We start from the raw sequence: 25,654 nt of genomic DNA, 5'->3' as shown, positions 1-25,654 counted from the left end.
TTGAGGGAGGGGTTTTTTCCCCGACATATAGTCCCATTTTTAACTTATGGTATCAGATCGCTTCAAAACGATCTGATACCACTTTGATTATCCGCTACTTTTGTTACCCTTCTCCTTTAAAATCGGTTTTGGCTACATATACCAACAAGAATCCCAGTACCACCATAAAGATCCGGACGAAAAATCCAAAAACGTGTCCAGGTGCATCCAACCAGATCAAAAAAGTAAAGCGCAGTCCCACAAAACTCAACGCCAAAGCCAATATTCCGAAAGTAACCAAGATAAAGCCAACCAAGCTCAGCCATTCTGCGTTCTTTTTCATAGTCAATAAGTTTGCTGTTAAACCATCCTAACAATCTAAGTTAGGAGTGGTTGAAAATTGTACAAATTTAATGCCTTTGGTGGTTATTCTGAGAAATCACTACTTTTAAGGAGCAAAATAAACGACCATAGGCCATGAGCCAATACAGTATGCCATTAAAGATCATTGAATGCCCACGTGACGCTATGCAGGGGCTAAAAGAATTCATCCCTACTGCGATAAAAGCGAATTACATCAACCTCTTGCTTAAAGCAGGTTTCGATACGCTGGATTTTGGGAGTTTTGTTTCCCCCAAAGCCATCCCTCAAATGCGCGATACCGCGGAAGTATTGAGCCGACTCGAATTGGAAAACAACCCCACCAAGCTTTTAGCCATTGTTGCCAATAGCCGGGGTGCTGAAGATGCTGCCACCTTTCCAGAAATTGACTACCTGGGCTATCCTTTTTCCATCTCTGAAACATTTCAGCTGCGCAATACCAACGCAACCATCCAGGAATCGTTGGATCGGGTCAAACAAATTCAGGACATCTGTGTGCAAAGCAATAAAGAACTCGTCATCTACATTTCCATGGGTTTTGGCAATCCTTATGGCGATCCCTGGAATGCCGAAATTGTAAAAACCTGGGTAGAGCAGTTGCAGGCGCTGGATATCCGCATTTTTCAACTGTCGGACACCATCGGCGTAGCTACCCCACAAAGCATTCGGTACATCTTTTCGGAGTTGATCGGGGCCTATCCTGCACTGGAATTTGGAGCCCATTTCCATACGGTTCCTGCCCTCTGGCACGAAAAAATCGACGCTGCTTACAAAAGTGGATGCCGTCGTTTTGATGGTGCCATCAAGGGGTACGGTGGTTGCCCCATGGCCAAAGACGACTTAACTGGAAACATGCCTACCGAAAACATGATTGCTTATTTTCACGAGGCAGAAGATCTTACCGGAATCAACCTGGAGATTTTGCTGCGGGCTTTGGCCAAAGCCCAGGAAGTTTTCCCTGCGCATTAGTAACGCAGAAAAATTAACTTCCCGATTTTGGGTTTTTTAAGAACACTTTTATAGTGCTTTTTTGCGTTATTGGCGCAAATTTTTGTTCAACTAGTTCCACGATACATGCTAATGAGATATGCTTCTGTCCTTTTTTCAATGCTGCTGTTTTGCTGTTCAGCACTTTTGGCCCAAAATGACCCCATGCAGGTAGTTAGGTGCCTGGCAATTGAACCAGATCAAGCCATTCGCAATATTTTTGTGGATGAAACCAATCAAAAATGGGTCGGTAATGGCAGCATGGTTTATCAGGTAAAAGCCTTGGATTTGGCGACCCCTCTTGCCCTCAATCCCGGCGAGCAATCCCTATTGTCGATCGCTGGGGGCAATGCCGACATCCGTTGGAATGTTGAAAAGTTGCAAAGTTTACTAAAAATTAAACTGAGCGCGGATAACCGCCTTACAGCTGGACATTACGATGCTCAAAAAGACTTGCTTTTGCTAGGAACCAGTGCCAGCGGTTTTTTTGAACTCAAAACCAAACCTGCACTCCAACTGCTGTCCTCCAATACAACGGCCAACTCGAAAGTACGCTCCAACAACATCACGACCATTTACAGGGACAGCAACGGCAAGATCTGGATCGGAACCGATCAAGGTCTACTCCAGGGCAGCACAGGCAAATGGGAACTGGTCAATAAATATTTCAACGTGGCCGGTATCCAAACTTACTTGCCCTTTACCTATGTGCTTTCGGATGGCCAATTGTGGCGCTGGGATGGCAAAGGAGAATGGGAAGACTACGGCTTTGACGAACGGATGGTTGATGGCAACATTGCCAGTTTCACCCTCGATTTGCAAGGTCGTTTTTGGATCGCTTCCGAGATTTTGGCCCGTTACGACCCTGAAATCGATAAATTCCAAACTTTTGGCCCTGCAGACTATTACACCAGCCAGTTTCCGACCTGTTTGACCCTTGACAAAGAAGGCGCATTGTGGGTAGGCACCGAAGACAAAGGGGTTTACCTGGTAGAAAAAGCCAGCGCCTTGACCCTCAACTTGATTACCGGAATACTTCAGGGGTGTGATCCTTCGGGCATGACCATCAAAGCCAAAATCACTGGAGGCAAAGCACCATTCACCTACCAGTGGAGCAATGGTCAAAATTCAGAAACGGCCAAAGACCTTGGTCCTGGTGAATATACCGTTACCGTTACGGATGGGGCTGGATTGAAAAAAACCAGTAAAGCCAATCTCCCCGACCCACGCATTACCCTCAAAGTCAGCCAACAAAGTGAAGAAAGCGCTGCCAATGCCAAAGATGCAGTAGCTGCGGCAATTGCTACTGGTGGTAGCCCGGCCTACACCTATCAATGGGACAATGGCGAAACAAGCAACATAGCCCTCAAACTGGGTGAAGGCCAACATACCGTTACGGTCAAAGACAAAATGGGCTGCTCTACCCAAGGTACCGTAATCATCACCCAAAAAACTGCTGCTTTGCGGGTCGTTTTGACAGAAAAACAAAAATTGAATTGCAATGGTGACAAATCTGCCGCACTTGCACTTACCGTCTCAGGTGGTAAAGCCCCTTTCCAGTACCAATGGAATAATGCTGCCTTGTCTGGTGATGCCCCTACTGGCCTTGCCGCCGGGAATTACCTTGTAACTGTTACGGATGCCGTTGGCCAAAAGGCCAGCGCCAATGTGAAAGTAGAGCAACCATTGGCCCTCAACTTAAAGCTACAAGTACAGAGTCCCGCAAAGACCAACAATGCCGATGGCAAAGCCCAGGCTCAACTGAGTGGCGGCACCACTCCTTACGCCTATGCTTGGGACAATGGAGAAACCACTGCATTGGCCACTAAACTTGCTCCTGGAACTCGGAGTCTGACTGTAACCGACAGTAAAGGATGTACTACCCAAGCCAGCATAGAAATTGCCGAAAACGTACTGGCACTCAACGCCACCCTGCGGGAAACCAAAAAACTGGATTGTGCTGGCGCAAAAGATGCCGCCCTGGAAGTTGAGGTCAATGGGGGCAAACCGCCTTACAATTACCAATGGAGTGCTGCGGGTTTAAGCGGCGCTAAAGCAGCTGGCCTTGCAGCTGGTGATTACGCGATAACTATTAGCGATGCAAGTGGAAAGAGCGTCAGTTCACGCGCCAGTGTTGTGCAGCCAAACCCTATTCAAATCCAAATTCAAGCTCAGGCTCCAGCTAGTACGGGCAATGCCGACGGCAAAGCAACTGCTCAGGTAAACGGAGGAACAGGAGCCTACACTTACAGCTGGGACAATGGGGAAAACCTTCCTTCGGCTTCAAGATTAGCTGCTGGAAACCATACCCTTATGGTAACCGATGCCAAAGGCTGTAAAGCTGAAGCATTCAGCTCCATTTCAGAAAACATTCTTGAGCTGGTGGTCAGCTTGTCTTCCAAAACTTCCATTTCTTGCAATGGCGCCAAAGATGCTGCTTTGCAGGCTTACGTAAAAGGAGGCAAAGGCCCATATTTGTACAAATGGAGTAGCCCTGAGTTGAGCGGGACTCAAGTCTCTGGCCTGGTAGCGGGCGATTATTCGGTTAGTGTGAGTGATGCCAGTGGAAAAAATGCAACAGCCAGTTTTAAAGTAGAACAACCGAATCCCGTCCAAATCAAAATCAACATTATTGCTCCAGCCAGTACTGGCAATGCCGATGGCAAAGCGACCGCTCAAGCCAGTGGTGGCAACGGCAGTTTTTCGTTCAAATGGGACAACAACGAAGCTATTGCTGCTGCCATAAAACTCGCTCCTGGAAAACATACAGTTACCGCCACGGATTCTAAAGGTTGTTTCTCAACTTCCAGCGTTGACATTACCGAAAACATTCTCGCATTGGAAGTCAGCCTGGAAGAAATAGCAACCATCCAATGCAACGGTGCAAAAACTGGTGCCATCGCAGCAACTGTCAAAGGCGGCAAAGGCCCGTATGTGTACAAATGGAGCAGCCCAGAGTTGAGCGGAACTCAAGTCTCTGGCTTGGCAGCGGGCGATTACACGGTTAGTGTCAGCGATGCCAGCGGAAAAAACACCTCGGCCAGTTTTAAAATAGAACAACCGAATCCCGTCCAAATCAAAATCAATGTAATGGCACCAGCCAGTACGGGCAATGCCGATGGCAAAGCTACCGCCCAAGCCAGTGGTGGAACGGGCAATTTCTCTTTCAAATGGGACAACAACGAAGTTATTGCTGCTGCATTAAAACTCGCTCCCGGAAAACATACGGTTACCGCAACCGATGCCAAAGGCTGTTCTTCAACTTCCAGCGTTGACATTACCGAAAATATTTTCGCATTGGAAGTAAGCCTGGAAGAAACAGCTACCATCCAATGCAATGGGGCAAAAACTGGAGCCATTGCAACAACCGTCAAAGGTGGCAAAGCCCCCTTCCGTTTCCAATGGAGCGATCCCTCTATCACTGGGGAACAAGCCAACGCACTGGCAGCAGGCAATTACAGCCTGACCGTAACCGATGCTAAGGGCAGCCAAAAAACTACCCAAATCAGCTTGAATCAGCCTGAAGCGATTGCCATCGCAGTGACGAGAAAATACGGCGTAACCGCAGAAACCGCTACCGATGGCCTGGCCACAGTGGCAGTCAAAGGCGGCGCCGCTCCCCTCAAATTTGTCTGGAGCACCGCCGAGACTTTGCCAACTGCCCAAAAATTAAGCCTGGGGAAAAATACCTTAACTGTAACCGACGCCAAGGGTTGCACTGCTCAAGCGGTAGTTGAAATCACCAAGAAAAACATTCCCGAACTCACCGCTGGCCGCATTCGCAATGGGCAAGCGATTCGGGTAGAACAATTGCAATTCGACATCGACAGCATCAACATCAAGGCTTCCTTCAAACCAATCCTGGATGAAGTATTTGATTTCCTAACCGACAATCCCAGTATCGTGGTGGAAGTAGGTGGCCATACCAATGGCTTGTGCCAGGACGAGTTTTGCATAAAACTCTCCACCGCCCGCGCCAAATCGGTTGCCGAATACCTGATCAACCGCAGCATTGATGCCAAACGAGTGCTGTTTAAAGGGTATGGCCGTACCATCCCCATCGCCACCAACTCTACACCGGAAGGTCGACAAAAAAACCAGCGCGTAGAAATAAAAATCGTGCGCATGAACCCGTAGGGACATCCCTTTGTGGATGCCCCTACCATCCGTGGATACCCGTCCATATCCATCCATCGATGCCCCGTATTTACCCTAAAATCAAATCAACATGCCAACCAGAAGAAAATTTATCCAGCAGGCCAGTGTACTGAGCGGTGGTTTAATGCTGAATGCATCGGAAGTCTTCGCATCAAAATCAAGTGTCTTTGAAAGCAAGCGTCCAGCTCTCGCCAACCGCAAATTCAGCAGCGAAGGCGTAGAAGCAGCTATTGTTCAAATCAAAAAGCAAATTGCCGATCCAGAACTGGCCTGGCTGTTTGAGAATTGCTTTCCCAACACCCTCGATACAACCGTCGAATTTGAAACAATCGAAGGCAAGCCCGATACTTACGTCATCACTGGCGACATTGATGCAATGTGGTTGCGCGACAGCACCGCCCAGGTTTGGCCTTATTTGCCCTTGATCAAAGGCGACAAAAAGCTCCAGGAGCTCATAGCAGGGGTGATCAATCGCCAGAAAAAATGCATCATCCTGGATCCCTATGCCAATGCTTTTTACAAAGACTTCAACAAAGAAAGTGAGTGGAAAGCAGACCTGACAGCCATGAAACCGGGTATCCACGAGCGCAAATGGGAAATTGATTCCCTGTGTTACCCCATTCGACTGGCTTATCATTACTACAAAATCAGTGGTGATACATCAGTTTTTGATCCTACTTGGGTACGCAGCATCGAGCTGACCCTGCAAACCTTTAAAGAGCAGCAGCGCAAAGAAGGCAATGGCCCTTACACTTTTCAGCGGAATACTTTTTGGGCAACCGACGGAGTGCCGCTCTCTGGGTATGGTTACCCGGTAAAGCCTGTAGGTTTGATCTGCTCCATGTTTCGCCCCAGTGATGATGCTACCATTTTCCCATTTTTGATCCCCGCCAATTACTTTGCCCTGGTGTCGCTCAAGCAGGCAGCCGAATTATTGAATACGGTTCTAAAAAACACCAAATTGGCCCTGGAATGTAGCGCATTGGCAACGGAATTGGAAAAGGCTTTACTCGCACACGCCATCATCAATCACCCGACTTTTGGGAAATTGTACGCATACGAAGTCAATGGATTTGGGAGTTTCAATTTGATGGACGATGCCAACGTACCGAGTCTGCTCTCTTTGCCTTATTTGGGTGCAGTCAAAAATACCGATCCTATTTACGTCAATACCCGAAAATACTTGCTTTCCACTAATAACCCCTTCTTTTTCAAAGGAAAGTCGGGCGAAGGAATCGGCGGACCACACGCAGGAATGAACATGATTTGGCCTCTGAGCATCACCATGCGGGGATTGACTTCTGGCAATGCGGCTGAGGTTTCGCAGTGTTTGCACATTTTGAAGTCCGCGCATGCCGGAACGGGCTTTATGCACGAGGCATTTCACAAAGACGATGCCAGCAATTTCACGCGCAAGTGGTTTGCCTGGGCAAATACCCTTTTCGGAGAGCTGGTCATGCACACCAACAGCAAATATCCACAGGTATTGGCTATGAATCCAATTTGATAAATTTTGTTTGAATCCTTGAACGTTGCAAAAAATACATTGTTCAAGGATTCGTTTTTATCTAAAACTTACACCGTTTGAATGATGTCGTACTGCGTAATGATGTGGTAAGATCCAGTTCTGTCCTTGGCCAATACCGCCGGAATTTGTTTGCTGATGTAATTGCGCAATTGGCTGAAAGGCAAAGACTCATCCACAACTGGCAGCGCCTCGGACATGATGTCTCCTACAAGGCGTTCCGCGTGCCGCATTGGGTTTTCCAATAAGAAATTGAGCACCACATTTTCTGCCAGTGACCCGACTATGGCTTCATTGTCAACCACCGGAACCTGAGATATGTCATGGCTTTTCATCAAGTCAAAAGCCTGGCGAATGGTATCGGTCTTGCGTACCGTATAAAAAGATTTGTCTTGTTTTCGGGCAATGATATCCTTCACCCGCAATTCGGTATCCAAAAATCCCCGTTCCCGCATCCAGTCGTCGTTGTAAATCTTGCCTACATAACGACTGCCATGGTCGTGAATAACCACAACAACAACATCGTCTGGGGTCAATTTGTCTTTCAGCTGAATCAGACCAGCCAGGGCCGAACCCGCCGAATAGCCCAACATAATCCCTTCTTCTCGAGCCAAGCGGCGGGCCATCAAAGCGCCATCTTTATCGGTCACTTTTTCGAGGTGATCGATGATGTCAAAATCGATGTTTTTAGGAATGATGTCCTCGCCAATGCCTTCGGTGATGTAGGGATAAATCTCCTTTTCATCAAACTGGCGGGTTTCGTGGTATTTTTTCAACACTGAACCGTAGGTGTCAATGCCCCAAATTTTTATGTTGGGGTTTTGCTCTTTCAAATAGCGTCCGGTGCCAGATATGGTTCCTCCGGTACCTACCCCGGTGATCATGTGGGTGATTTTGCCCGCAGTTTGCCGCCAGATTTCGGGCCCCGTACTCTCGTAATGCGCCTGTCGGTTGGACAGGTTATCGTACTGATTGCACCAATAAGAGTTGGGAATTTCCTTACTCAAACGCGAAGCCACCGAGTAATAAGACCTTGGATCATCAGATTCCACGTTGGTTGGGCACACAATCACTTCAGCTCCCAAGGCACGCAACAGATCCATTTTTTCTTTGGACTGCTTGTCGGTGGTTGTAAAAATGCATTTGTAGCCTTTGACTGCTGCTGCAATGGCCAAGCCCATGCCTGTATTGCCCGAAGTGCATTCGATGATGATGCCGCCGGGGTTTAAGTCTCCCCTCTCCTCTGCATCCAGTACCATTTTGAGCGCCATGCGGTCTTTGATGGAATGCCCGGGGTTGAAGGTCTCCACCTTCATCAGTACCAAAGCGGGTATTTCTGATACGACTTTATGGAGTTGCACCATGGGCGTGTTGCCGATGGTGGAAAGGATGTTTTTGTGGTAATCCATGGTTTTTATGTTCTTGGTTTTGGGTTGCTGCGTTGTTTGGAATTGAGTTATTTAAAATACTTGATTTTGACAAAAAACTGTTCATCCTTTGCACCAAGCAACTTGGCCGTATTGGGAGAAAGAATGGCCACTACGTTGGTAGAATAAGCGGTAGCAGGAATCTTACCCAACACTTCTGCATAAACGGTTCTTTTGGTCACCGGGTTGCTTATCTCGATGATTGAATTTAAAGGCGCTTTATCGTGCAGGGCATAATAGTTGCGGGCAGCGGGGGCTTCTTTTTGCCAGACGGCAATTCCCTGATTTTTGACCTCTTGCTTTTTTTTGCCTACTCCATACCGGTCAAATTTCCCTTTGAGATCAGCTACCTTTTTCAAGGAGGCTGGCAGAGGAGTACGCGTTTGCCAATCGGAGGGGATACCCAAGGGGCTGATCCAGCCAATTTGAATCAGTTGCCCTGGCTGCAAAGATCCACCTTTCAGTTTTGCCCTGGCTTTGATGGTATCTTCGGGCATACGAAAATACACACTGCTCAATCTGAACAGGTTATCGCCTTTTTTTACCCGGTAGTAGACGGGCGTATTCCAACGTGGGTTGAATTTTGCTTCGCGGTAACGAATGATCGCTCGATTGGGAATGGTCACCTTGATGCGCTGATTCGGACTCACTGCATCAAAATTCAAGCTGGGATTGAGGTAACGAATGGCATCCATACTCAAGCCATAAAACTTGGCCAACGAAAAGATGGTCTGGCCTTTCTCAATCTGATGTTCAAAGATCTTTTCTTCGTTGGCTCCAATGGTTATCGTAACTGTGTCGCGAGGAGTCAAATAGCGCAGGCTGTCTCCGGTGGCAAAAACATAACCGGGCAAGAATAGCAATAGCAATTTCCACATAGTTTTCAGTATGTTTGGAGTTTAATAGGTGTATCCAATTCGTCGGCTAAACAAGCTGTTAACCCTTGGCAAATTTATGAAAACTCTTGGTATTATCCCTGCCCGTTATGCATCCACCCGTTTTCCGGGTAAGCCTCTGGCCGATTTAAATGGCAAAACCCTGATTCAACGGGTATACGAACGGGTCGTTGCCGCACCTGCCTTGGATGCCGTGATTATTGCAACCGACGACCAGCGCATTTACGATCATGTACTCGATTTTGGCGGAAAAGCCCAAATGACCAGCAGCGATCACCAAAGCGGAACCGATCGCTGTGCAGAAGTAGCTCATGCCTTTCCTGAATACGAGGTGGTGCTGAACATCCAGGGGGATGAACCTTTTCTGGCCTACGAGCAAATCGATCGGGTTGCACAGCCCCTACACAGTGGCCGGGCTGAAATTGCTACCTTGGCAATGCCCATTGTTGATTCCTCCGATTTGTTCAATCCCAATGCGGTTAAGGTGGTATTTGATGCCCAAAACCTGGCATTGTATTTCAGCCGTAGCCCTATCCCCTATTTGCGTGGCCTGCCAGAAGCAGAATGGTTGGCGCAGGCTTGTCATTTTCGGCACATCGGTTTATATGGTTATTTGCGGTCTACTTTGTTGGAAATCGCCCCCTTACCCATTGCTGGTTTGGAAAAACTGGAAGCCCTGGAGCAGCTCCGGTGGCTTTACCACGGCAAGTCAATACATGTAGCCATCACGGATCGTGCCATCATTGGAGTGGATACTCCTGAGGATTTAGAGAAGGCAAAAGCGTTGTTGGGGGATTTGTGGTAGGTCGACTTTGTTTTTTGCAGCTCCGCTGCTTTTATTCCACCACCTAAGACACCTAAGTTTTCACCTAAGATAGGTATATTTTGACTCAGGTGAGTCTCCGGTGTCTTAGGTGGTGGAATTAAAAAAGCAGCGAAGCTTTCCACTACTTCAGCACCCCCAATTCATATCCCACACTCGTGAAGGCCGCGACTGCTTTTTCCAGGTGCTCAATCTCATGAGCAGCAGAAAGTTGCACCCGAATGCGGGCTTTGCCTTGTGGAACCACCGGAAAGAAAAAGCCGATCACATAAATACCTTCTTCCAGAAGACGGGCCGCAAATTGTTGTGCCAATTTGGCGTCGTACAGCATGATCGGTACAATGGGGTGCTCGCCAGGCAAGATGTCAAATCCCGCAGCAGTCATGGCAGAGCGGAAAAACTGGGTATTGATCTCCAGTTTATCCCTTAAAGTCGTCGTCTCGCTCAGCAACTCCAGTACTTTGATGGATGCACCCACAATGGATGGCGCTAGCGTATTTGAAAACAAGTAAGGCCGGGAACGTTGCCGCAATACCTCCACGATTTCTTTTTTGGCCGAGGTAAAACCTCCGGATGCCCCGCCAAGGGCCTTGCCCAAAGTGCCCGTTATGATGTCGACCCGCCCCATCACGTTGCGGAATTCGTGGGTACCCCGGCCCGTTTTGCCCAGGAATCCGGTAGCGTGGCATTCATCAATCATGACCATGGCGTTGTGTTGCTCTGCCAAATCACAGATTTTGTCCAATTGAGCAATCGTGCCATCCATAGAAAAACAGCCATCGGTGCAGATTAAAATGCGACGTGCGCCAGCGCAATCCTGCAATTTTGCTTCCAGGTCAGCCAGGTCGTTGTGCTTGTAACGATGGCGTTGCGCTTTGCACAAACGAATGCCATCGATGATAGAAGCATGGTTCAGTTCGTCTGAAATGATGGCGTCTTCTGCACCCAACAACGGCTCGAACAACCCACCGTTGGCATCAAAAGCGGCAGCGTATAAGATGGTATCTTCCAAGCCCAGGAAGTCCGAAATTTTTTCTTCCAATGTTTTGTGAATGTCTTGAGTACCACAAATGAAGCGCACCGAAGACATCCCAAAACCATGGGTCTCAATGGCTTCCTTGGCGGCTTCAATCACTGCAGGATGAGCCGACAAACCCAGGTAATTGTTGGCACAAAAATTCATTACTTCTTTACCACTGGCCAGCGCAATTTCTGCGCCTTGAGGGCTTGCAATGATGCGTTCGGATTTGAATAGACCAGCTTCGCGCAGGTCTTGCAGTTCTTGTTCTAAGGCGTTTTTAATGGTGTACATGTGATGGCTTTAAAGTAGACAAGAAAAGATTGAAACGGCAAAATGAGGCTCAATGTTTCAGCATTTCCGCCAAATACATTTCTTGCAAATGACTGAGCATGTCCTGGGTCATCAAAGACAAATCAAACTTGGGTTTCCATTCCCAGTCCCTCCGGGCAATTTGATCATCGATGCTTTGTGGCCAGGAATCGGCGATGACCTGACGGAAATCAGGTTGATAATTGATGCTAAAACCAGGTACATGCTGCTGGATCTCCCCAGCAATTTCAGCAGGCGTGAAGGAAATTCCCGCCAAATTGTAACTGGTGCGCACCGTGAGGGTTTCCGCAGGTGCATTCATCAATTGCAGCACGCCCTGAATGGCATCATCCATATAAAGCATGGGCAGGCGGGTATCCGGCTCCAGGAAGCAAGTAAAGCTGTCACCCAATGCCGCTTTGTGGTAAATGTCTACGGCGTAATCTGTAGTGCCGCCACCGGGAAGAGATTGATATCCAATGATCCCGGGGAAACGCACCGAGCGCACATCGAGGCCGTATTTGAGGTGGTAGTATTGGCACCAGTTTTCACCAGCAGCTTTGCTGATTCCATACACCGTACTGGGCTGGGTGATGGTATCCTGTGGCGTATTCTGTTTGGGCGTATTGGGCCCGAAAGCCGCGATGGAACTAGGGAAAAAGACTTTCAATTGGTGCTCTTTCGCCACATCCAACACATTGAACAGGCTGTTCATGTTGATGTCCCAAGCGATTTTGGGGTTCTGTTCTCCGCGTGCCGACAAGATGGCCGCCAGGTGGTAAATTTGCGTAACCCGGTAGCGTTTTACCAACTCGTGCAGCCGATTGCCATTGAGTACATCGAGCAACTCAAATGGGCCTTCGCCAAGTTCGGCACTACGGATGTCGGTGGCCAATACCGCATTCGCCCCGTAGGCTTGTCGAAGCGTTGTAGACAATACCGAGCCGATCTGTCCACCGGCACCGGTAATCAGGATGGTTTCTTTGGTCATTTTGGTTAGGCTTGTTTTCGCCAATGATAATTAAGGGGCGATAAAAAAATAAGTGTTCATTTTGCCATAGGATTCGATAAGAAAACGGTTCATTTCAAGTGTCTTATCGAATCTTATGGCTCAAGAAAAATGAACACTTATTTTTGCCCCACTACAATGGAGCAAAGGTATGCAGTGAAGGGCGTTATGGCAAGTCTTCCAGAAGAGTATATTGTTGATTTTCGACATCAATTTTGCCAATGTAAGATGAGGTTCCATTGCTCATCATCAGGTAAGGGACATGCAATTGCATGTTGTAAACGGCCATTTGGTGAAAAACATCGGCGCTGAGGGAAATTTCGGGGGCTTTGCATTCAATTAGAATATAAGGTTGTAAGTCTTGGTCAAAAACCAGGATATCGCAGCGTTTGGCGAGGCCATTTACTTTAATTCCCCTTTCAATGGCGATGCGATTGCGGTTGTAGCCTTTTTCCTGGAGCAGGTACTGCACCATCAATTGCCGAACAAATTCCTCTGGTTGCAAAACCAGCCATTTTTTGCGGATAGGATCAAAAATAAAGCGCTTTTGATCCTGAGTTTTGATTTGCAGCGCATCCACGAAGGATAAAAAATTCAACATTCATTCCGATTTGAATCCCAGATGTTTTCAGGTTTGAAACACATCTGGGATCCCAAGATACGATTATTCTGCGATCACTTTGCGAGTAGCAAACTGACCATCAACCAGCAAGCGGACAAAGTAAAGTCCTTTACTGGTAAGTTGTGCGCGATTTATTGGAAACTGGTGATTGCCCGCAGGCAAATTGCCTTGATACAGCGTCGATACCAATTGCCCCTGCAAATTGTACGCCTGTACCGAAACCTGTTGACCCGATTTGGGCAAGTTGAATTCCAGCAAACCTTTATCTAAAATGATGTTGGGCAAAATTGTAAAACCAGCTTTCAATTCCTGATCTTCCTGTATGCTCACCGTAGTCAAAGATCCGGCCACATCAATCCAGTTGGAATTGACCATCGAATAAACGTTGCCGTCTTTTTGCCAAATGATGCTGGCAACAATGGTGTTTTCGAGTTTGATGGTGCTGGGCAAAGTAAGCTTGGTGGAGGTTACTTTAAAAAAACCGCTCATCATTGTGCCCTGGCCAATTTCAAAACCAAATTCATTGGTTCCAAAATGCGTACGCAGTACGTTGAGGTGATTTTCGGCATTGGTGCGGTTGGCCTGTGCTGCGATTACCGATTTTTCGATGAGATAGATCCCTGTGGAAAATTCACCAGATGCGGTTTTGAAAAACTCGGTTTTCGCCATCACTTCCAGCTCGCGATTAGAGGCATTGTAACGTACCTGTAGTCCTGTTTGTGCAGTGGGATTAGCAAGCGCTGATGCATTGTCTACCTGTTTTTTCATTTCGGTACCCGTCGCAGCGTCACCTTCACCCACCACCTTGGTATTAAAAAAGAAATAGGGTTGGTAGAAAACCGGATCATATCCACCCAGGATTTTTTCGGCGGTAGCGCTATACAAACGACTTGAGGCGCTGCGATGTACCACCATAACCAATGATTTGGGGCTCAGATCACTCACCATTTTTTTGTAAGTTTCCCATGCTTGCCCCCCACAAAATGGACACCAGGTAGCAGCGAGTTTGGTTACTACCCCACGCTGGGTTTTGGGAACTACAATGTTTTGAGTCTGAGCAGTGACCGCAGTTGCAAGTCCCAAAAAGCAAAATAAGTAGATGAGCTGTCTCATAATCGGTAGGTTAATTTTTAATTACTCTCCAAAAATAGGCTATTCTGATCAGAAATGCATCAAGGAGTAAACCTGCAACAAGGCAAAACGGGTGGTGTTTTCCTGGATTTTGAAGCGATCATCGATGCGAAAACCCACTACCCAAATGATCATTCCGTTGCCATTTATGAGCAACCAAATGCGGTCTTTGGCGAAGCGGTCGATCTTTTCATCGGTGAAATAATCCTGCACTTTCTTAGGCTTTCCAGCCATTCCAAGGGGGTAAAAGTAGTCGCCAGCATGCCAGTGGCGCAGCTGCAAAGGGAATTGCAAAGCATCAGCATCTAGCCAGGCAATATCGGGTTGATTGGGCAGAATCTGAGGGCTTTCAGCATGGGTAGAAAAAATTATTTTATGTCCGTCCAGCGACAGGCTTGACTGACCTGCTGGCCAAATCATAACCGTATCATCCCGGGGCGTTTGAAGCTCAATGATCAAAGTGCCTTGGTGAAGAAGTGCCTGGTGGGTTTTACTAAAAAAAAGCTTGCCTTGCTTTTGCTCCAATACTGCCTCACAAAGATCAGCAACCTGATCAGCAACATACCCAAAAGGCTGCAACCAATGAAACAACAAGGTCAATAGTGCTGGGTGCTTGCGGATAGAATCAAGAGAAACAACATGCCTTTGCTCTCGGGTTTGCCAGATTTCGGCACGAATCCTGGCAGCTTCCAGTTCAAACCAGGCATTCATTTGCTGCCAGTACACCAAATTGCGGTTGATCGTCAATTCCAGGGAAGGATTCAATTTTTGCAGCGCAGGTACCACTTCATAGCGGATCCAATTGCGGGCATACCCCACCTGGGCATTGCTGGAATCTTCCCGGTGCACCAATTCCGCTTTTAGATAGTAGCCATCAATCGTTTGGCGGGTAGCAAACAACATGGGGCGAATCACGTAGCCATTGATAGCCGGAATGCCCAGAATGCCTTTAATGCCGCTGCCTTTGGCCAGATTGTACAAGATGGTCTCAACAGTATCATTGAGGTGATGAGCCGTGACGATGTAGTCAAATCCATGCTCGGCCCTGATTTGTTCCAGCCAGGTATATCGGAAGGTTCGGGCCGCCATTTGGGTAGACAATTGATGCGCTGTCGCGTAAGCTTTTGTATCCAGGGCGGTACAAAAACTCTCGACTTCGCAGCGTCTTGCAAATGCCCTTACAAAGGTCTCATCCCCATCAGAATCGATCCCACGCAATTGAAAATTGACGTGTGCCATCGCAAAGGGTATTCCTGAACAATAAAATAAATCGCTCAATACGACAGAATCCTTTCCTCCACTCACCGCAAGCAAGAACCGATAATTGCTGGGCAAATCCCCAACCAACCTGGTTAAATATTCCTGAAAACCTTTCAACATAACGCTCTTGTTGGAATTTCAAATTTCTCCAACGCTACAAATTTCGTTAGAGGAATTGACTTTTTGGAAAAAAATACATTTTACCCTAAACTACAGCTAGGTGCTTTTGTTATGATATCGGATTTTGTGTCCTCCTCAACCTTTTTAACCATGAAGAGAAAAGCAATCGTGTGGTTTCGCATGGATTTGCGCTTGCACGACAACGAAGCACTGCAAGATGCAATGCGCAATGCCTATGAAGTGATTCCGGTTTTTGTTTTCGAAGACCGTCTGTTCAAAGGGAATACCTCTTTTGGTTTTCCCAAAACTGGAAAATACCGCACCAAGTTTATCCTGGAGAGTGTAGCCGATTTGCGACAGTCATTGCGCAAACTCAATAGCGACTTGATCATTCTGGTGGGCAACGCAGAAGAGGTGCTGTTTGACCTGGCTGAAGCCACCAAATCCAGTTGGATCTTTTGCAATCGCGAACGCACCCAGGAAGAAGCACGTGTCCAGGACACGCTGGAGCAAAAATTGTGGAGCATCGGCCAGGAAATGCGTTACAATCGGGGCAAAATGCTGTACTACACTGCGGATTTGCCTTTCCCGATTCAGCATACGCCCGATGTATTCACCCAGTTTCGCAAAGAAGTAGAACGCATCGTTCCAGTACGAGACCCTTTGCCTCGGCCAATCCAAACCTTTAATCCACTTTCTATCGACCTCGAGCCAGGGGAAATACCCACCTTGGAAGATTTAGGACACCAACATTTTGAGCCTGATCCCCGCGCAGCATTGAATTTTAAAGGCGGAGAAACTGAAGGACTCAAACGCGTGCAGTATTACCTCTGGGAAACCAATTTTATTAAAGACTACAAAGAAAGCCGCAATGGAATGCTCGGCGGAGATTACTCTTCCAAGCTCAGTCCCTGGCTGTCGCAAGGTTGTATTTCACCCAAAATGGTTTACCACGAACTGAAAAAATACGAAAAGGAACGCGGTGCCAATGAATCGACCTACTGGTTGTTCTTTGAATTGCTCTGGCGCGATTTTTTCCGCTTCATGGGTAAAAAATACGGCAATAAAATTTTTCAGAAAGGAGGCACCCGTGGTCAGATTGATCCAAAATGGGTTGAAAATGCTGAACTATTGGAGCGTTGGACAGCAGGAAAAACCGGCATCCCCTTCATTGATGCCAATATGCTGGAATTGAAAAATACCGGCTTTATGTCGAACCGCGGACGGCAAAATGTGGCCAGCTATTTATCCAAAGACCTGAACCTCAACTGGCAAATGGGTGCAGAATACTTTGAGTCCATACTGATTGACTACGATGTTTGCAGCAATTGGGGCAACTGGAATTACATCGCCGGGGTTGGTTCCGACCCTCGGGAAGATCGTTATTTCAACATCGAAACTCAGGCAAAACGCTATGATCCCGATGGGGCTTACATCAAGCACTGGTTAGCAGAATTGGCAACACCTGTCGTTTAAGTCTGAGGCAAAAAATTACTGCCCGGTTTTTTGTGTTGCTAAATTTCTTCTTTGGTGATCCATTTTGGAACGGAAACTGGTGTGTATGCGCGCATTTTCGCTAATGCGTCTGTTGGTTGATTGGCATCCACGATTATGCCTCGATTTTCTGACTTAAGAAATCCATCTGCCACCAAACGATCCAAAAACTGCAAGAGTCCATCGTAGAAGCCGTTGGCATTGAGGATGCACAAAGGTTTTCCGTGTAGCCCTAGCTGAGCCCAGGTGCAGAGTTCAAACAATTCATCCAAGGTACCAAAGCCCCCCGGCATGGCAATTGCACCATCCGAAATCTCAAACATTTTCATTTTTCGCTCATGCATGGTCTCAGAATAATGCATCTCGGTTACTCCGGTATGCTCCACTTCTTTTTGAGCCAAAAAATGGGGAATTACACCGATCACCTTACCTCCTTTTTCCAATACTGCATCGGCGATTACGCCCATCAGTCCTACTTTACCCCCTCCATAAACCAAAGCAATGCCCTCTTCAGCCAACAAATGCCCCATTTGACGGGCTACTTGGGTATAAATAGGATCTGTGCCTGTATTTGCCCCACAAAAAACCGTAATTGCTTGCATGGTGAAAGTAGAATTTTGGGTTGAAAGAAATCAAAAATAGCGTTAATTTCGTAGCATGTCAAAATACGATGAAAAAACATTGAAGGAAGCTTTGTTGGAGTTGGTAAACCAATACCGCCTCAAGCAAGGCATCAGTGAAGCGCAAATCAAAGCAGCCTGGAGCAGCTTGATGGGGCCAAGCATTGCCAAACACACCACCCAAGTGCGGGTGATCCGCCGCAAGCTTTATCTCCTCATTGATTCTCCCTCCCTGTGTCAGGAACTTTTTTACGGCCGTGAAAAAATCCGCAAAATGCTTAATGAAGAGCTTGGGGAAGAATACCTCGAAGAAGTAATCATCAAATAATTTGGTAATGGACTGATGTTCTGGACAGCCCATCACCAAATTAACTTAGTCATTCACAATGACTTGCTCTTTGACCCAGCTACCGGGTTCCAATACAAAGTAAGATTCTGAAGACACGCCGATCTTTTTCAGCAACAAATATCCTTTCAACAAAAGTTGCTCGCGGATTGGCATCACCGGTGAAATCAGGAACGCCGTATCCAACAATACAAAGCGGAAGTCAGGTCCGACTTCGTACTCTTGCAAGGTAGGGTAATGGTTTTTTAATTCAATTTTGCCCTGAGCGGCCAGTTCATTCACTGCCCTTGGGAAGAACTCGCTTACATCCGGGTGAATTTTGTAACCCAAGTGGAAATCAAGACGATACATCAGCCCCGCTTCAATTTCTGTAAACTTGTAGTAATTGGTATACGGTTCATCTTCTTCCGAAAAGTGAAGCAACCAGTATACATCCGCCCGCTTGGGTTGGCCAGTGTAGATGGATTGGGGTATGGCTTCTTCGATCAGGTCTTTTTTACGCGTAGAAGTCAAAAATACCAGGTGAGACGCATAAAGCGGGATGGTTTCATCCCGACTAACCGCCCGTATTGTAAGCAAAGCTTTGGCCAACATGATCACGTTGCGCTTTTGCTTGGTAAGCAACTTGGCATTGTACACCGTAAACATGACCAAGAAGAACAACCCTCCCAAAATCAAGGCAAAGCCAGCACCATGGGCGATTTTTTGAGCATTGGCCACAAAGAAGGTTCCTTCAATCATGATGAACAAAAAGATCAGAATGTATATGGCTGCCGTAGGCATGGCCTTGCGGCTTTTGAGATAAAAGAACAACAAAATGGTAGTACTCAACATGGCAATGGTGATGGCAATACCATACGCAGCTTCCATTCTGGATGAACTCTTGAAATACAATACCACAGCCAAACACCCTGAAAAAAGCAACCAGTTGACAAATGGAATGTACATCTGCGAACGGTGCCGCGATGGGTGGTATACCACAATTCTAAACCAGGTTTTGATGCGAATGGCCTCGTGAATCAGGGAGAATGATCCCGTAATCAAAGCCTGACTGGCAATAATTGCCGCAATTGTAGAAATGGCCGAACCAAAAGGCGCAAACCAATCTGGCATCAAGCCGCCAAAGGGATTGGAGGGCAGCTTGTGGCCAATATGCCCCATCATCCAGGCACCTTGCCCAAGATAATTGAGCATTAAGGCTGTTTTGACGAAAATCCAGGAAATTTGTACGTTCCGCTTACCTACATGACCCAAGTCAGAGTACAAGGCTTCTGCCCCTGTTACGCAAAGAAAAACGGCGCCAACTACCCACCAGGCATTGTGGTGGTGCTGAAAGAGTTTTACTGCATAATAAGGGTTAAAGGCAAAAAATATTTCGGGGTGATGAGTTATAGAGCCTATTCCAAGAACCGTGAGCATGGTAAACCAAACCAACATCAAAGGGCCAAAAAATTTACCAATCGTATCGGTGCCAAACTGCTGAAACATAAAAATGGCCACCAAAATCGTGATCACTCCCGGCACAATCGGAAGCTTGGGAATTGATTTTTCGGCAATTTCCAGGGCAGAGGTTAACGAGATCGCTGGCGTAATCATGCCATCGGCAATCAACGCTGCGCACCCAATCATGGCTACATAAATCGTCCATTTGGGGGCACGCCTTCTGACCAACGAGTACAAAGCAAAAATCCCACCTTCCCCATTGTTGTCGGCATTCAAAGTAATAAAGATGTATTTGAAAGTGGCTTGGAGGGTGAGTGTCCAAAAAATCAAAGACAAGCCGCCGTAAATGAGTTCTTTGGTGAGAATATCCGTCCCGGCGATGGCATTGAAAACATAAAGAGGAGAAGTCCCAATATCACCGTAAACAATTCCTAGGGTTACAATGAGGCTACCAAAGGTAACCTTGTGCTGTTGTTCTTTCACTGTTTGTTCAACTTGGTTGAATAAATATTTGTTGAGAGCAGCAAAGGTAACCCAATTGATATATTCTCATTAAAAATCAACGCCAAAATCTTGGAGAAGCCCCTTCTTCTCCAAGATTTTTTCAAACTAAAAACCTAGTTATTGAATCTTATCGTAGTTTTCAATGCGGATATTTTTAGCAAAAGGACGGATAATCAAGCGCAAAGCTCGGTCGTAAGTCAAATAATTGTATACCCAGCCCATCAAAGTAGCCACCTTATTGCGGAAACCAACCAAATACATGATGTGTACAAACATCCACATCAACCAGGCGATCAGGCCATGAAAAGTTTGACCTAAAAAGTTGACCACCGCCCGATTTCGGCCAATGGTTGCCATGGTTCCTTTGTCAAAATACTTGAAGGGTTTCCAAGCCTGACCTTTGCGGGTACGAATAAGATTCACCCCCAATTGTTGGCCTTGCTGAATGGCTACAGGAGCCATCATGGGGTAACCCCGGGGCGTTTCAGGGGTAATCATCGCCGCAGCATCTCCCAATACATACAATCCATCGTATCCATTGACACGGTTGTATCCATCTACCTGAATGCGATTGCCGCCTACAATTTTTTCACTGGCAATGCCTTCTGGAAATTGTCCTTTTACTCCAGCAGCCCAAATCAGGGTTTCAGTTGGCAATTTAAAGCCGTCTTCCGTAATTAAAACTGCGCCATCGTAAAATGAAACTTTGGCATTCAGTTGCACTTCTACCCCCATATCCTGCAAGTCTTTCAAGGCCCTTGAACTGGCCTTTTCACTCATTCCACCCAACAGTTTTGGCGCAGCTTCCAATAAAACGATGCGCATTCTGTTCATATCCAGGTCTGGATAATCTTTGGGGAAAACGAATTTCTTCATTTCTCCCAGCGCACCCGCCAACTCTACCCCCGTTGGGCCGCCACCCACAATGGCAATATTGATCAAGGAATCCTGGGTTTGGTGGTTGGCGGAAGTTGTTGCTTTCTCAAAATTTTGAAGGATATAGCTGCGCAAATTCAGGGCTTCAGGTACTGATTTAAGCCCCATCATGTGCTCTTCCTGATCTGCAAAATTAAAGAAATTGGTTTGGCTACCCGTAGCGACCACCAAGTGGTCATAGCTGATGGTACCAATAGAGGTTTCAACTTGTTTTTCTTCAGGATTGATGCGCAGTACATCGGTCATGCGAAATGAAAATTTTGGATTGCCCTGAAAAATTTTGCGCAGAGGATATGCTATGCTATCGGGCTCGAGACCACCAGTAGCGACTTGATACAGCAAGGGTTGAAAGGTGTAGTAGTTGTTGCGATCCAGCATCACCACTTGAATGGGTTGCTTGCGCAGTTTTTTTGCCAAAGCCAATCCGGCGAAGCCGCCGCCAATAATCACCACTCTGGGGTGATCGGGCAAAATGGGAAGGTTAGCATCCATAATAAGTCTAATTTATCTAAGTTTGGATTTAAAACTAAGCAAAGTTAAGTCTAAACAACTTGTGAGTCAACCAAAACTTTCAATATTTTCAATTTAAATTGAAAATAAATACTTTACACTGAATCAATAAGTTATGTCGATAGACGAATTTGAAATTAGAAAAAAAACCGCATAAAATTGGACTTACACTCCTTACGTACAAATAACAGACTGTACCAAGTAAATTGAGCCTTCGATTTGTTTTTATTTTGTGCTTTCTCAAACCAAAATGGATTTAGGTTTGTTAAGTTGCCGATAATTGTTTTTCTCATCCAAATTGACATAACTTACCATGTTAAACCACAATAAGAGCAACACCGTTACTTTAGTTGGTAAGCGCGTCAAAATGCACGAAAAAAAACCACAATCCAGTATGGTGACTACTGAGAATTCTCTCGATTTGATCTTGAGTCAAAAAGCTCAAATCATGGGAGACAACCATAGCAGTTCAGGAATAGAAACTCCTTTGCGACCTGATGCTTTCGAGATGCATGACAAAGAGAAGATGGAAATTATTGCGCATCATTTTGCTGCAATCATGGATACCTTGGGAATGGATCTGACCGATGATAGTTTGCAAGACACGCCCAAACGAGTGGCCAAGATGTTTGTTCAGGAAATTTTCCAGGGTTTGAATCCGGCCAACAAACCAGAAATTTCAGCTTTCGAAAACAGCTTCGACTACAACCGGATGCTGGTTGAAAAAAACATAACGGTCAAAACATTCTGTGAGCACCATTTTTTGCCCATTACAGGCAAAGCTCATGTGGGTTACGTGTCCAGTGGCAAAGTAATTGGCCTCTCCAAATTAAACCGCATCGTGGATTATTATGCCCGTCGGCCCCAAGTGCAGGAACGTATGACCAAGCAAATTTTGCTGGCATTGCAAGAAGCCCTCGATACAACAGACGTCATTATTGTGGTAGATGCAAAGCACATGTGCGTCAGTCACCGGGGTATTCAACACGACGAAAGCACTACTTTGACCCTGGAATACAGTGGATGTTTCGAAAATGCAGAGATGAGAAGAGAATTTCTGGATTACCTCAAATAATCTTTTTCCACTGGCTTAATTTTTTTCATTTGCTCCAATTCCTTTTTGCTTAATTTTACCCGCATGATTGTAGCAAAACAAATTCAAAAATTATACGGCAAGCTGACTGTGCTGAAAGGAGTTGATCTGCATGTTGAACAAGCAGAGGTTGTTTCCATTGTTGGTAAATCTGGCGCAGGCAAGAGCACCCTGTTGCACATTTTAGGAACCCTGGACGCTGCCGATAGTGGCCAGATTCACATTGCGGGAGAAGAAATATCCAGGTTAAATCAAAAAAAACTGGCCGATTTTCGCAGCAAAAACCTGGGGTTTATTTTTCAGTTTCATCACCTGTTGCCAGAATTTACCGCCCTGGAAAATGTTTGCATCCCGGCCTACATCAATGGTACCAGCGATGGCGTAGCCAAAAAAAGAGCCAACGAATTGCTGGATTACCTGGGACTGGCGGCACGCACTACCCACAAACCAGCTCAGCTTTCGGGCGGCGAACAACAACGGGTGGCGGTAGCCCGTGCACTGATGAATCAACCAGCGGTTATTTTTGCTGATGAACCTTCCGGAAACCTCGATTCTGCATCTTCCCAGGATTTGCATCAACTGATTTTTAATTTGCGGAAAGATTTTCAACAAACTTTCATCATCGTTACCCACAACGAAGAGCTGGCTGCAATGAGTGACCGCAGGCTGGAAATGAAGGATGGATTATTGCTGAGTTGAGCCCGATTTATTGAATTATTTGACTTGATGTAACCATATTTTATGGACCAGGATTCAAAAGAGCTCTACACCGTACGAATGTTAGGGCTGAAACTACCAACTGATCCTCGTTGGGTCAATCTTGCGGAGATGGATTTGGCAGAAATTCTGACCGACCACGCTTATTGCGAACAAAAAGCAGCTACTTCCTGTATTTCCTTGATCCAGGGATTTCATGACAAAGAAGATCTGGTACGAGAAGTAGCGCCAATCGTAACTGAGGAATGGGGCCATTTCCGCTTGGTTCTTAATGAGCTGGACAAGCGAGGGCTCAAACTCGGCCGCCAACGCAAAGATGAGTATGTCAATGGATTATTGGCTTTCCAGAAAAACAGCAGCGGCACCAGAGAAGATCGCCTCCTGGAAAAGTTATTGACCTGTGCCCTGATCGAAGCCCGCAGTTGTGAGCGTTTTCGACTACTTTCACTGCACATTTCAGATGAAAGCCTGCGGGATTTCTACTACAAATTTATGGTCTCTGAAGCAGGTCATTACCGTTTGTTCATCGATTTGGCCAAGCGTTACAACGATGAAGAAAAGGTCAAACAACGTTGGCAAGAATACCTGCGCAAAGAAGCCGAAATTTTAGAAAACCTGGACTTACGGGGTGACCGAATGCATTAAGGGGCGACAAAAAAATAAGTATTCATTTTTGTCCCACTACTAAGTATTTAATTTTAATGCACTTTTTTCAATTTCATCAACCGCTCTTTACCTGCGTCATTCATCTTGAGATTCATGGAATCTGGACTCAGCTGCAATATTTCAACTATTTTTTCGGTAGAAGCCCGGTTGAGTGTATCCATCGTAAACAATTGCTTGTTGATGATGTAATATGTCCCCGACTCCTGGTAATTGAGGGTACTTCTGAAAGTATATCCTTCGTCTTTGTTGAAGGTAAATTTGACAATTTTTGGATCAATTTTCAAGGTATCCCCTTCCTGGGTGATCGAAATGGCTTGCCAGTCGCCGATCAAATCTTTTTGCCGATACGGAGAACAGCTCAAGCCCACGAAAATTAAAAAAGCAACAATAACCAACTTTGTCTGCATGACGAATTCTGTTGTTTGAAATGGTTTTTCGGGTTATACATTCCTTCATTTGAATTTCTCCCCAAAGCCACAAAACACAAAAGTACAGACCCTTGTGTTTATTCGAACCAGAATTAACATGATTTTAAGTAAAAAGCCGAATAAATTCTTCAATTTGGAATTTTTTTGGAACGCAAATGGTTAATTCAATCTATTTTTGTTCCATTAATGCGCAAAGGGATATGGTAAAAATTGAGCATATAGAATTAGGTGAGTTTCCATTGCTGCTGGCACCAATGGAAGATGTGAGTGATCCTCCCTTCCGGGCTTTGTGCAAAAAGCAAGGTGCGGATATGATGTATACCGAGTTCATTTCGGTAGAGGGCTTGATTCGCGATGCCACCAAGAGTTTGCAAAAACTGGACATCTACGACTACGAACGCCCGATTGGGGTACAAATATTCGGAGCGGAACTCGATTCTATGATGAGGGCTGCCGAAATTGTAGAAGCCGCTCAACCCGAAGTGTTGGACATCAACTACGGTTGCCCCGTTCAAAAGGTGGTTTGCAAAATGGCCGGAGCAGGCATTCTGCGGGATGTCAAAAAAATGGTAGAGCTGACCGAAGCCGTAGTGAAATCAACTTCTTTGCCGGTAACGGTAAAAACCCGTTTGGGTTGGGATTCCAACATGATTTTCATCGAAGAAGTAGCCGAACGCCTACAGGACATTGGCATCAAGGCGCTTTCCATTCACGCCCGGACTCGGATGCAAATGTACAAGGGTGATGCTGATTGGAGTTGGATCGCCAAGGTGAAAAACAATCCCCGCATCCACATTCCCATTTTTGGCAACGGGGACGTCGATACGCCCCAGAAAGCCAAAGAATACCGAGACCGCTATGGCGTAGATGGCATCATGATCGGTCGGGCAAGCATTGGCTACCCCTGGATTTTTCGGGAAATCAAGCATTACTTCGCTACCGGAGAATTGCTTCCCCCGCCAGATATTCACGAGCGGGTGGATGCCGTGCGTCAGCATTTGCAGCACTCCATCGATTGGAAGGGGCCAAAATTAGGCGTAGTGGAAATGCGTCGGCATTACACCAACTATTTCCGAGGTTTTCCTGGAATCAAGGAATTCCGTGGCAAGTTGGTCACTGAAGAAACGCAATCTGTTCTTTTTGAAATACTCGATTGCATGGAAGAGCAATACAGCGCTGTCGAGGCCATTGAATTGGTTTAATTTTTTTCTGCACCATCAGAAATCAAAGCGAATTCGAATCGGCATAA

At 46.3% G+C, this 25,654-nt stretch carries 22 protein-coding genes; 10 read left to right on the top strand and 12 right to left on the bottom strand.

Annotated elements, in window-relative coordinates; all coding sequences use genetic code 11:
- Nucleotides 1-103 precede the first annotated feature (103 nt).
- Complete coding sequence (locus ABW391_RS09735; RefSeq protein ID WP_353481662.1) at nucleotides 104-322, bottom strand: hypothetical protein; 219 nt, start codon at nucleotides 320-322, stop codon at nucleotides 104-106.
- A gap of 134 nt (nucleotides 323-456) precedes the next feature.
- On the opposite strand from ABW391_RS09735, the gene ABW391_RS09730 reads away from it, so the two are divergent.
- The 3 genes from ABW391_RS09730 (at nucleotide 457) to ABW391_RS09720 (ending at nucleotide 7,012) form a co-directional block, all read left to right on the top strand.
- Nucleotides 457-1,329, top strand: a complete 873-nt coding sequence (locus ABW391_RS09730) for a hydroxymethylglutaryl-CoA lyase (protein ID WP_353481661.1) — start codon at nucleotides 457-459, stop codon at nucleotides 1,327-1,329.
- 183 nt (nucleotides 1,330-1,512) lie between these two features.
- Nucleotides 1,513-5,484: an OmpA family protein gene (locus tag ABW391_RS09725; protein ID WP_353481660.1), complete on the top strand. Its 3,972-nt coding sequence runs from the start codon at nucleotides 1,513-1,515 to the stop codon at nucleotides 5,482-5,484.
- A 91-nt stretch (nucleotides 5,485-5,575) separates the two neighbouring features.
- Nucleotides 5,576-7,012 carry a glycoside hydrolase family 125 protein gene (locus ABW391_RS09720; protein ID WP_353481659.1) on the top strand — a complete coding sequence of 479 codons (1,437 nt, stop codon included), beginning with the start codon at nucleotides 5,576-5,578 and terminating at the stop codon, nucleotides 7,010-7,012.
- A gap of 68 nt (nucleotides 7,013-7,080) precedes the next feature.
- Here the strand turns inward: ABW391_RS09720 and ABW391_RS09715 are convergent, their stop codons facing one another.
- Nucleotides 7,081-8,439, bottom strand: a complete 1,359-nt coding sequence (locus ABW391_RS09715; protein WP_353481658.1) for a pyridoxal-phosphate dependent enzyme — start codon at nucleotides 8,437-8,439, stop codon at nucleotides 7,081-7,083.
- 47 nt (nucleotides 8,440-8,486) lie between these two features.
- Nucleotides 8,487-9,335 (bottom strand): LysM peptidoglycan-binding domain-containing protein, encoded by an 849-nt coding sequence (locus ABW391_RS09710; RefSeq protein ID WP_353481657.1) that lies wholly within the window; start codon nucleotides 9,333-9,335, stop codon nucleotides 8,487-8,489.
- A gap of 76 nt (nucleotides 9,336-9,411) precedes the next feature.
- On the opposite strand from ABW391_RS09710, the gene kdsB reads away from it, so the two are divergent.
- The gene (gene kdsB, locus ABW391_RS09705) at nucleotides 9,412-10,158 is read left to right on the top strand and encodes a 3-deoxy-manno-octulosonate cytidylyltransferase (protein ID WP_353481656.1); all 747 of its coding nucleotides are present in this window, start codon (nucleotides 9,412-9,414) and stop codon (nucleotides 10,156-10,158) included.
- Nucleotides 10,159-10,300: 142 nt separating this feature from the next.
- Here the strand turns inward: kdsB and kbl are convergent, their stop codons facing one another.
- The 5 genes from kbl to tilS all read right to left on the bottom strand — a co-directional run bounded on the left by kbl (nucleotide 10,301) and on the right by tilS (nucleotide 15,648).
- Nucleotides 10,301-11,488 carry a glycine C-acetyltransferase gene (gene kbl / locus ABW391_RS09700; RefSeq protein ID WP_353481655.1) on the bottom strand — a complete coding sequence of 396 codons (1,188 nt, stop codon included), beginning with the start codon at nucleotides 11,486-11,488 and terminating at the stop codon, nucleotides 10,301-10,303.
- A 49-nt stretch (nucleotides 11,489-11,537) separates the two neighbouring features.
- Complete coding sequence (locus ABW391_RS09695; protein ID WP_353481654.1) at nucleotides 11,538-12,497, bottom strand: NAD-dependent epimerase/dehydratase family protein; 960 nt, start codon at nucleotides 12,495-12,497, stop codon at nucleotides 11,538-11,540.
- 184 nt (nucleotides 12,498-12,681) lie between these two features.
- Nucleotides 12,682-13,116: a type I restriction enzyme HsdR N-terminal domain-containing protein gene (locus ABW391_RS09690; RefSeq protein ID WP_353481653.1), complete on the bottom strand. Its 435-nt coding sequence runs from the start codon at nucleotides 13,114-13,116 to the stop codon at nucleotides 12,682-12,684.
- A 63-nt stretch (nucleotides 13,117-13,179) separates the two neighbouring features.
- Nucleotides 13,180-14,250, bottom strand: coding sequence for a T9SS type A sorting domain-containing protein (locus ABW391_RS09685; protein ID WP_353481652.1), 1,071 nt, complete (start codon nucleotides 14,248-14,250; stop codon nucleotides 13,180-13,182).
- A 48-nt stretch (nucleotides 14,251-14,298) separates the two neighbouring features.
- Nucleotides 14,299-15,648 (bottom strand): tRNA lysidine(34) synthetase TilS, encoded by a 1,350-nt coding sequence (tilS, locus tag ABW391_RS09680; RefSeq protein ID WP_353481651.1) that lies wholly within the window; start codon nucleotides 15,646-15,648, stop codon nucleotides 14,299-14,301.
- A 150-nt stretch (nucleotides 15,649-15,798) separates the two neighbouring features.
- Between tilS and ABW391_RS09675 the strand changes: the two genes are divergently transcribed.
- Nucleotides 15,799-17,124, top strand: a complete 1,326-nt coding sequence (locus ABW391_RS09675; protein WP_353481650.1) for a DASH family cryptochrome — start codon at nucleotides 15,799-15,801, stop codon at nucleotides 17,122-17,124.
- Nucleotides 17,125-17,162: 38 nt separating this feature from the next.
- On the opposite strand, the gene ABW391_RS09670 is transcribed toward ABW391_RS09675, so the two are convergent.
- Entirely contained in the window at nucleotides 17,163-17,744 is a 582-nt protein-coding gene (locus ABW391_RS09670; protein ID WP_353481649.1) for an LOG family protein, read from the bottom strand.
- 55 nt (nucleotides 17,745-17,799) lie between these two features.
- On the opposite strand from ABW391_RS09670, the gene ABW391_RS09665 reads away from it, so the two are divergent.
- Nucleotides 17,800-18,090 carry a DciA family protein gene (locus ABW391_RS09665; RefSeq protein ID WP_353481648.1) on the top strand — a complete coding sequence of 97 codons (291 nt, stop codon included), beginning with the start codon at nucleotides 17,800-17,802 and terminating at the stop codon, nucleotides 18,088-18,090.
- A gap of 45 nt (nucleotides 18,091-18,135) precedes the next feature.
- Here ABW391_RS09665 and ABW391_RS09660 read toward each other — a convergent pair whose 3' ends face one another.
- Complete coding sequence (locus ABW391_RS09660) at nucleotides 18,136-20,034, bottom strand: KUP/HAK/KT family potassium transporter (RefSeq protein WP_353481647.1); 1,899 nt, start codon at nucleotides 20,032-20,034, stop codon at nucleotides 18,136-18,138.
- 138 nt (nucleotides 20,035-20,172) lie between these two features.
- A complete protein-coding gene (locus ABW391_RS09655) occupies nucleotides 20,173-21,483 on the bottom strand; it encodes an NAD(P)/FAD-dependent oxidoreductase (protein ID WP_353481646.1) in 1,311 nt (436 codons plus the stop codon).
- Between the two features lie 412 nt (nucleotides 21,484-21,895).
- Here ABW391_RS09655 and folE point away from each other — a divergent pair, with 412 nt between their 5' ends.
- The 3 genes from folE to ABW391_RS09640 all read left to right on the top strand — a co-directional run bounded on the left by folE (nucleotide 21,896) and on the right by ABW391_RS09640 (nucleotide 23,956).
- On the top strand, nucleotides 21,896-22,576 hold the full coding sequence (gene folE, locus ABW391_RS09650) for a GTP cyclohydrolase I FolE (RefSeq protein WP_353481667.1): 681 nt from the start codon (nucleotides 21,896-21,898) through the stop codon (nucleotides 22,574-22,576).
- 63 nt (nucleotides 22,577-22,639) lie between these two features.
- Entirely contained in the window at nucleotides 22,640-23,293 is a 654-nt protein-coding gene (locus tag ABW391_RS09645) for an ABC transporter ATP-binding protein (RefSeq protein ID WP_353481645.1), read from the top strand.
- Nucleotides 23,294-23,335: 42 nt separating this feature from the next.
- Nucleotides 23,336-23,956 (top strand): MiaE family protein, encoded by a 621-nt coding sequence (locus tag ABW391_RS09640; RefSeq protein ID WP_353481644.1) that lies wholly within the window; start codon nucleotides 23,336-23,338, stop codon nucleotides 23,954-23,956.
- Between the two features lie 53 nt (nucleotides 23,957-24,009).
- Here ABW391_RS09640 and ABW391_RS09635 read toward each other — a convergent pair whose 3' ends face one another.
- Nucleotides 24,010-24,384, bottom strand: a complete 375-nt coding sequence (locus ABW391_RS09635) for a lipocalin-like domain-containing protein (RefSeq protein WP_353481643.1) — start codon at nucleotides 24,382-24,384, stop codon at nucleotides 24,010-24,012.
- A gap of 221 nt (nucleotides 24,385-24,605) precedes the next feature.
- Between ABW391_RS09635 and dusB the strand changes: the two genes are divergently transcribed.
- Nucleotides 24,606-25,607: a tRNA dihydrouridine synthase DusB gene (gene dusB / locus ABW391_RS09630; RefSeq protein WP_353481642.1), complete on the top strand. Its 1,002-nt coding sequence runs from the start codon at nucleotides 24,606-24,608 to the stop codon at nucleotides 25,605-25,607.
- Nucleotides 25,608-25,654 lie beyond the last annotated feature (47 nt).

Origin of the sequence: Haliscomenobacter sp., from assembly GCF_040403615.1 — a bacterium.
Lineage (GTDB): Bacteria > Bacteroidota > Bacteroidia > Chitinophagales > Saprospiraceae > Haliscomenobacter.
Note: the sequence above shows the minus strand (reverse complement) of the source record. Positions and strands in the feature narration are given on the sequence as shown.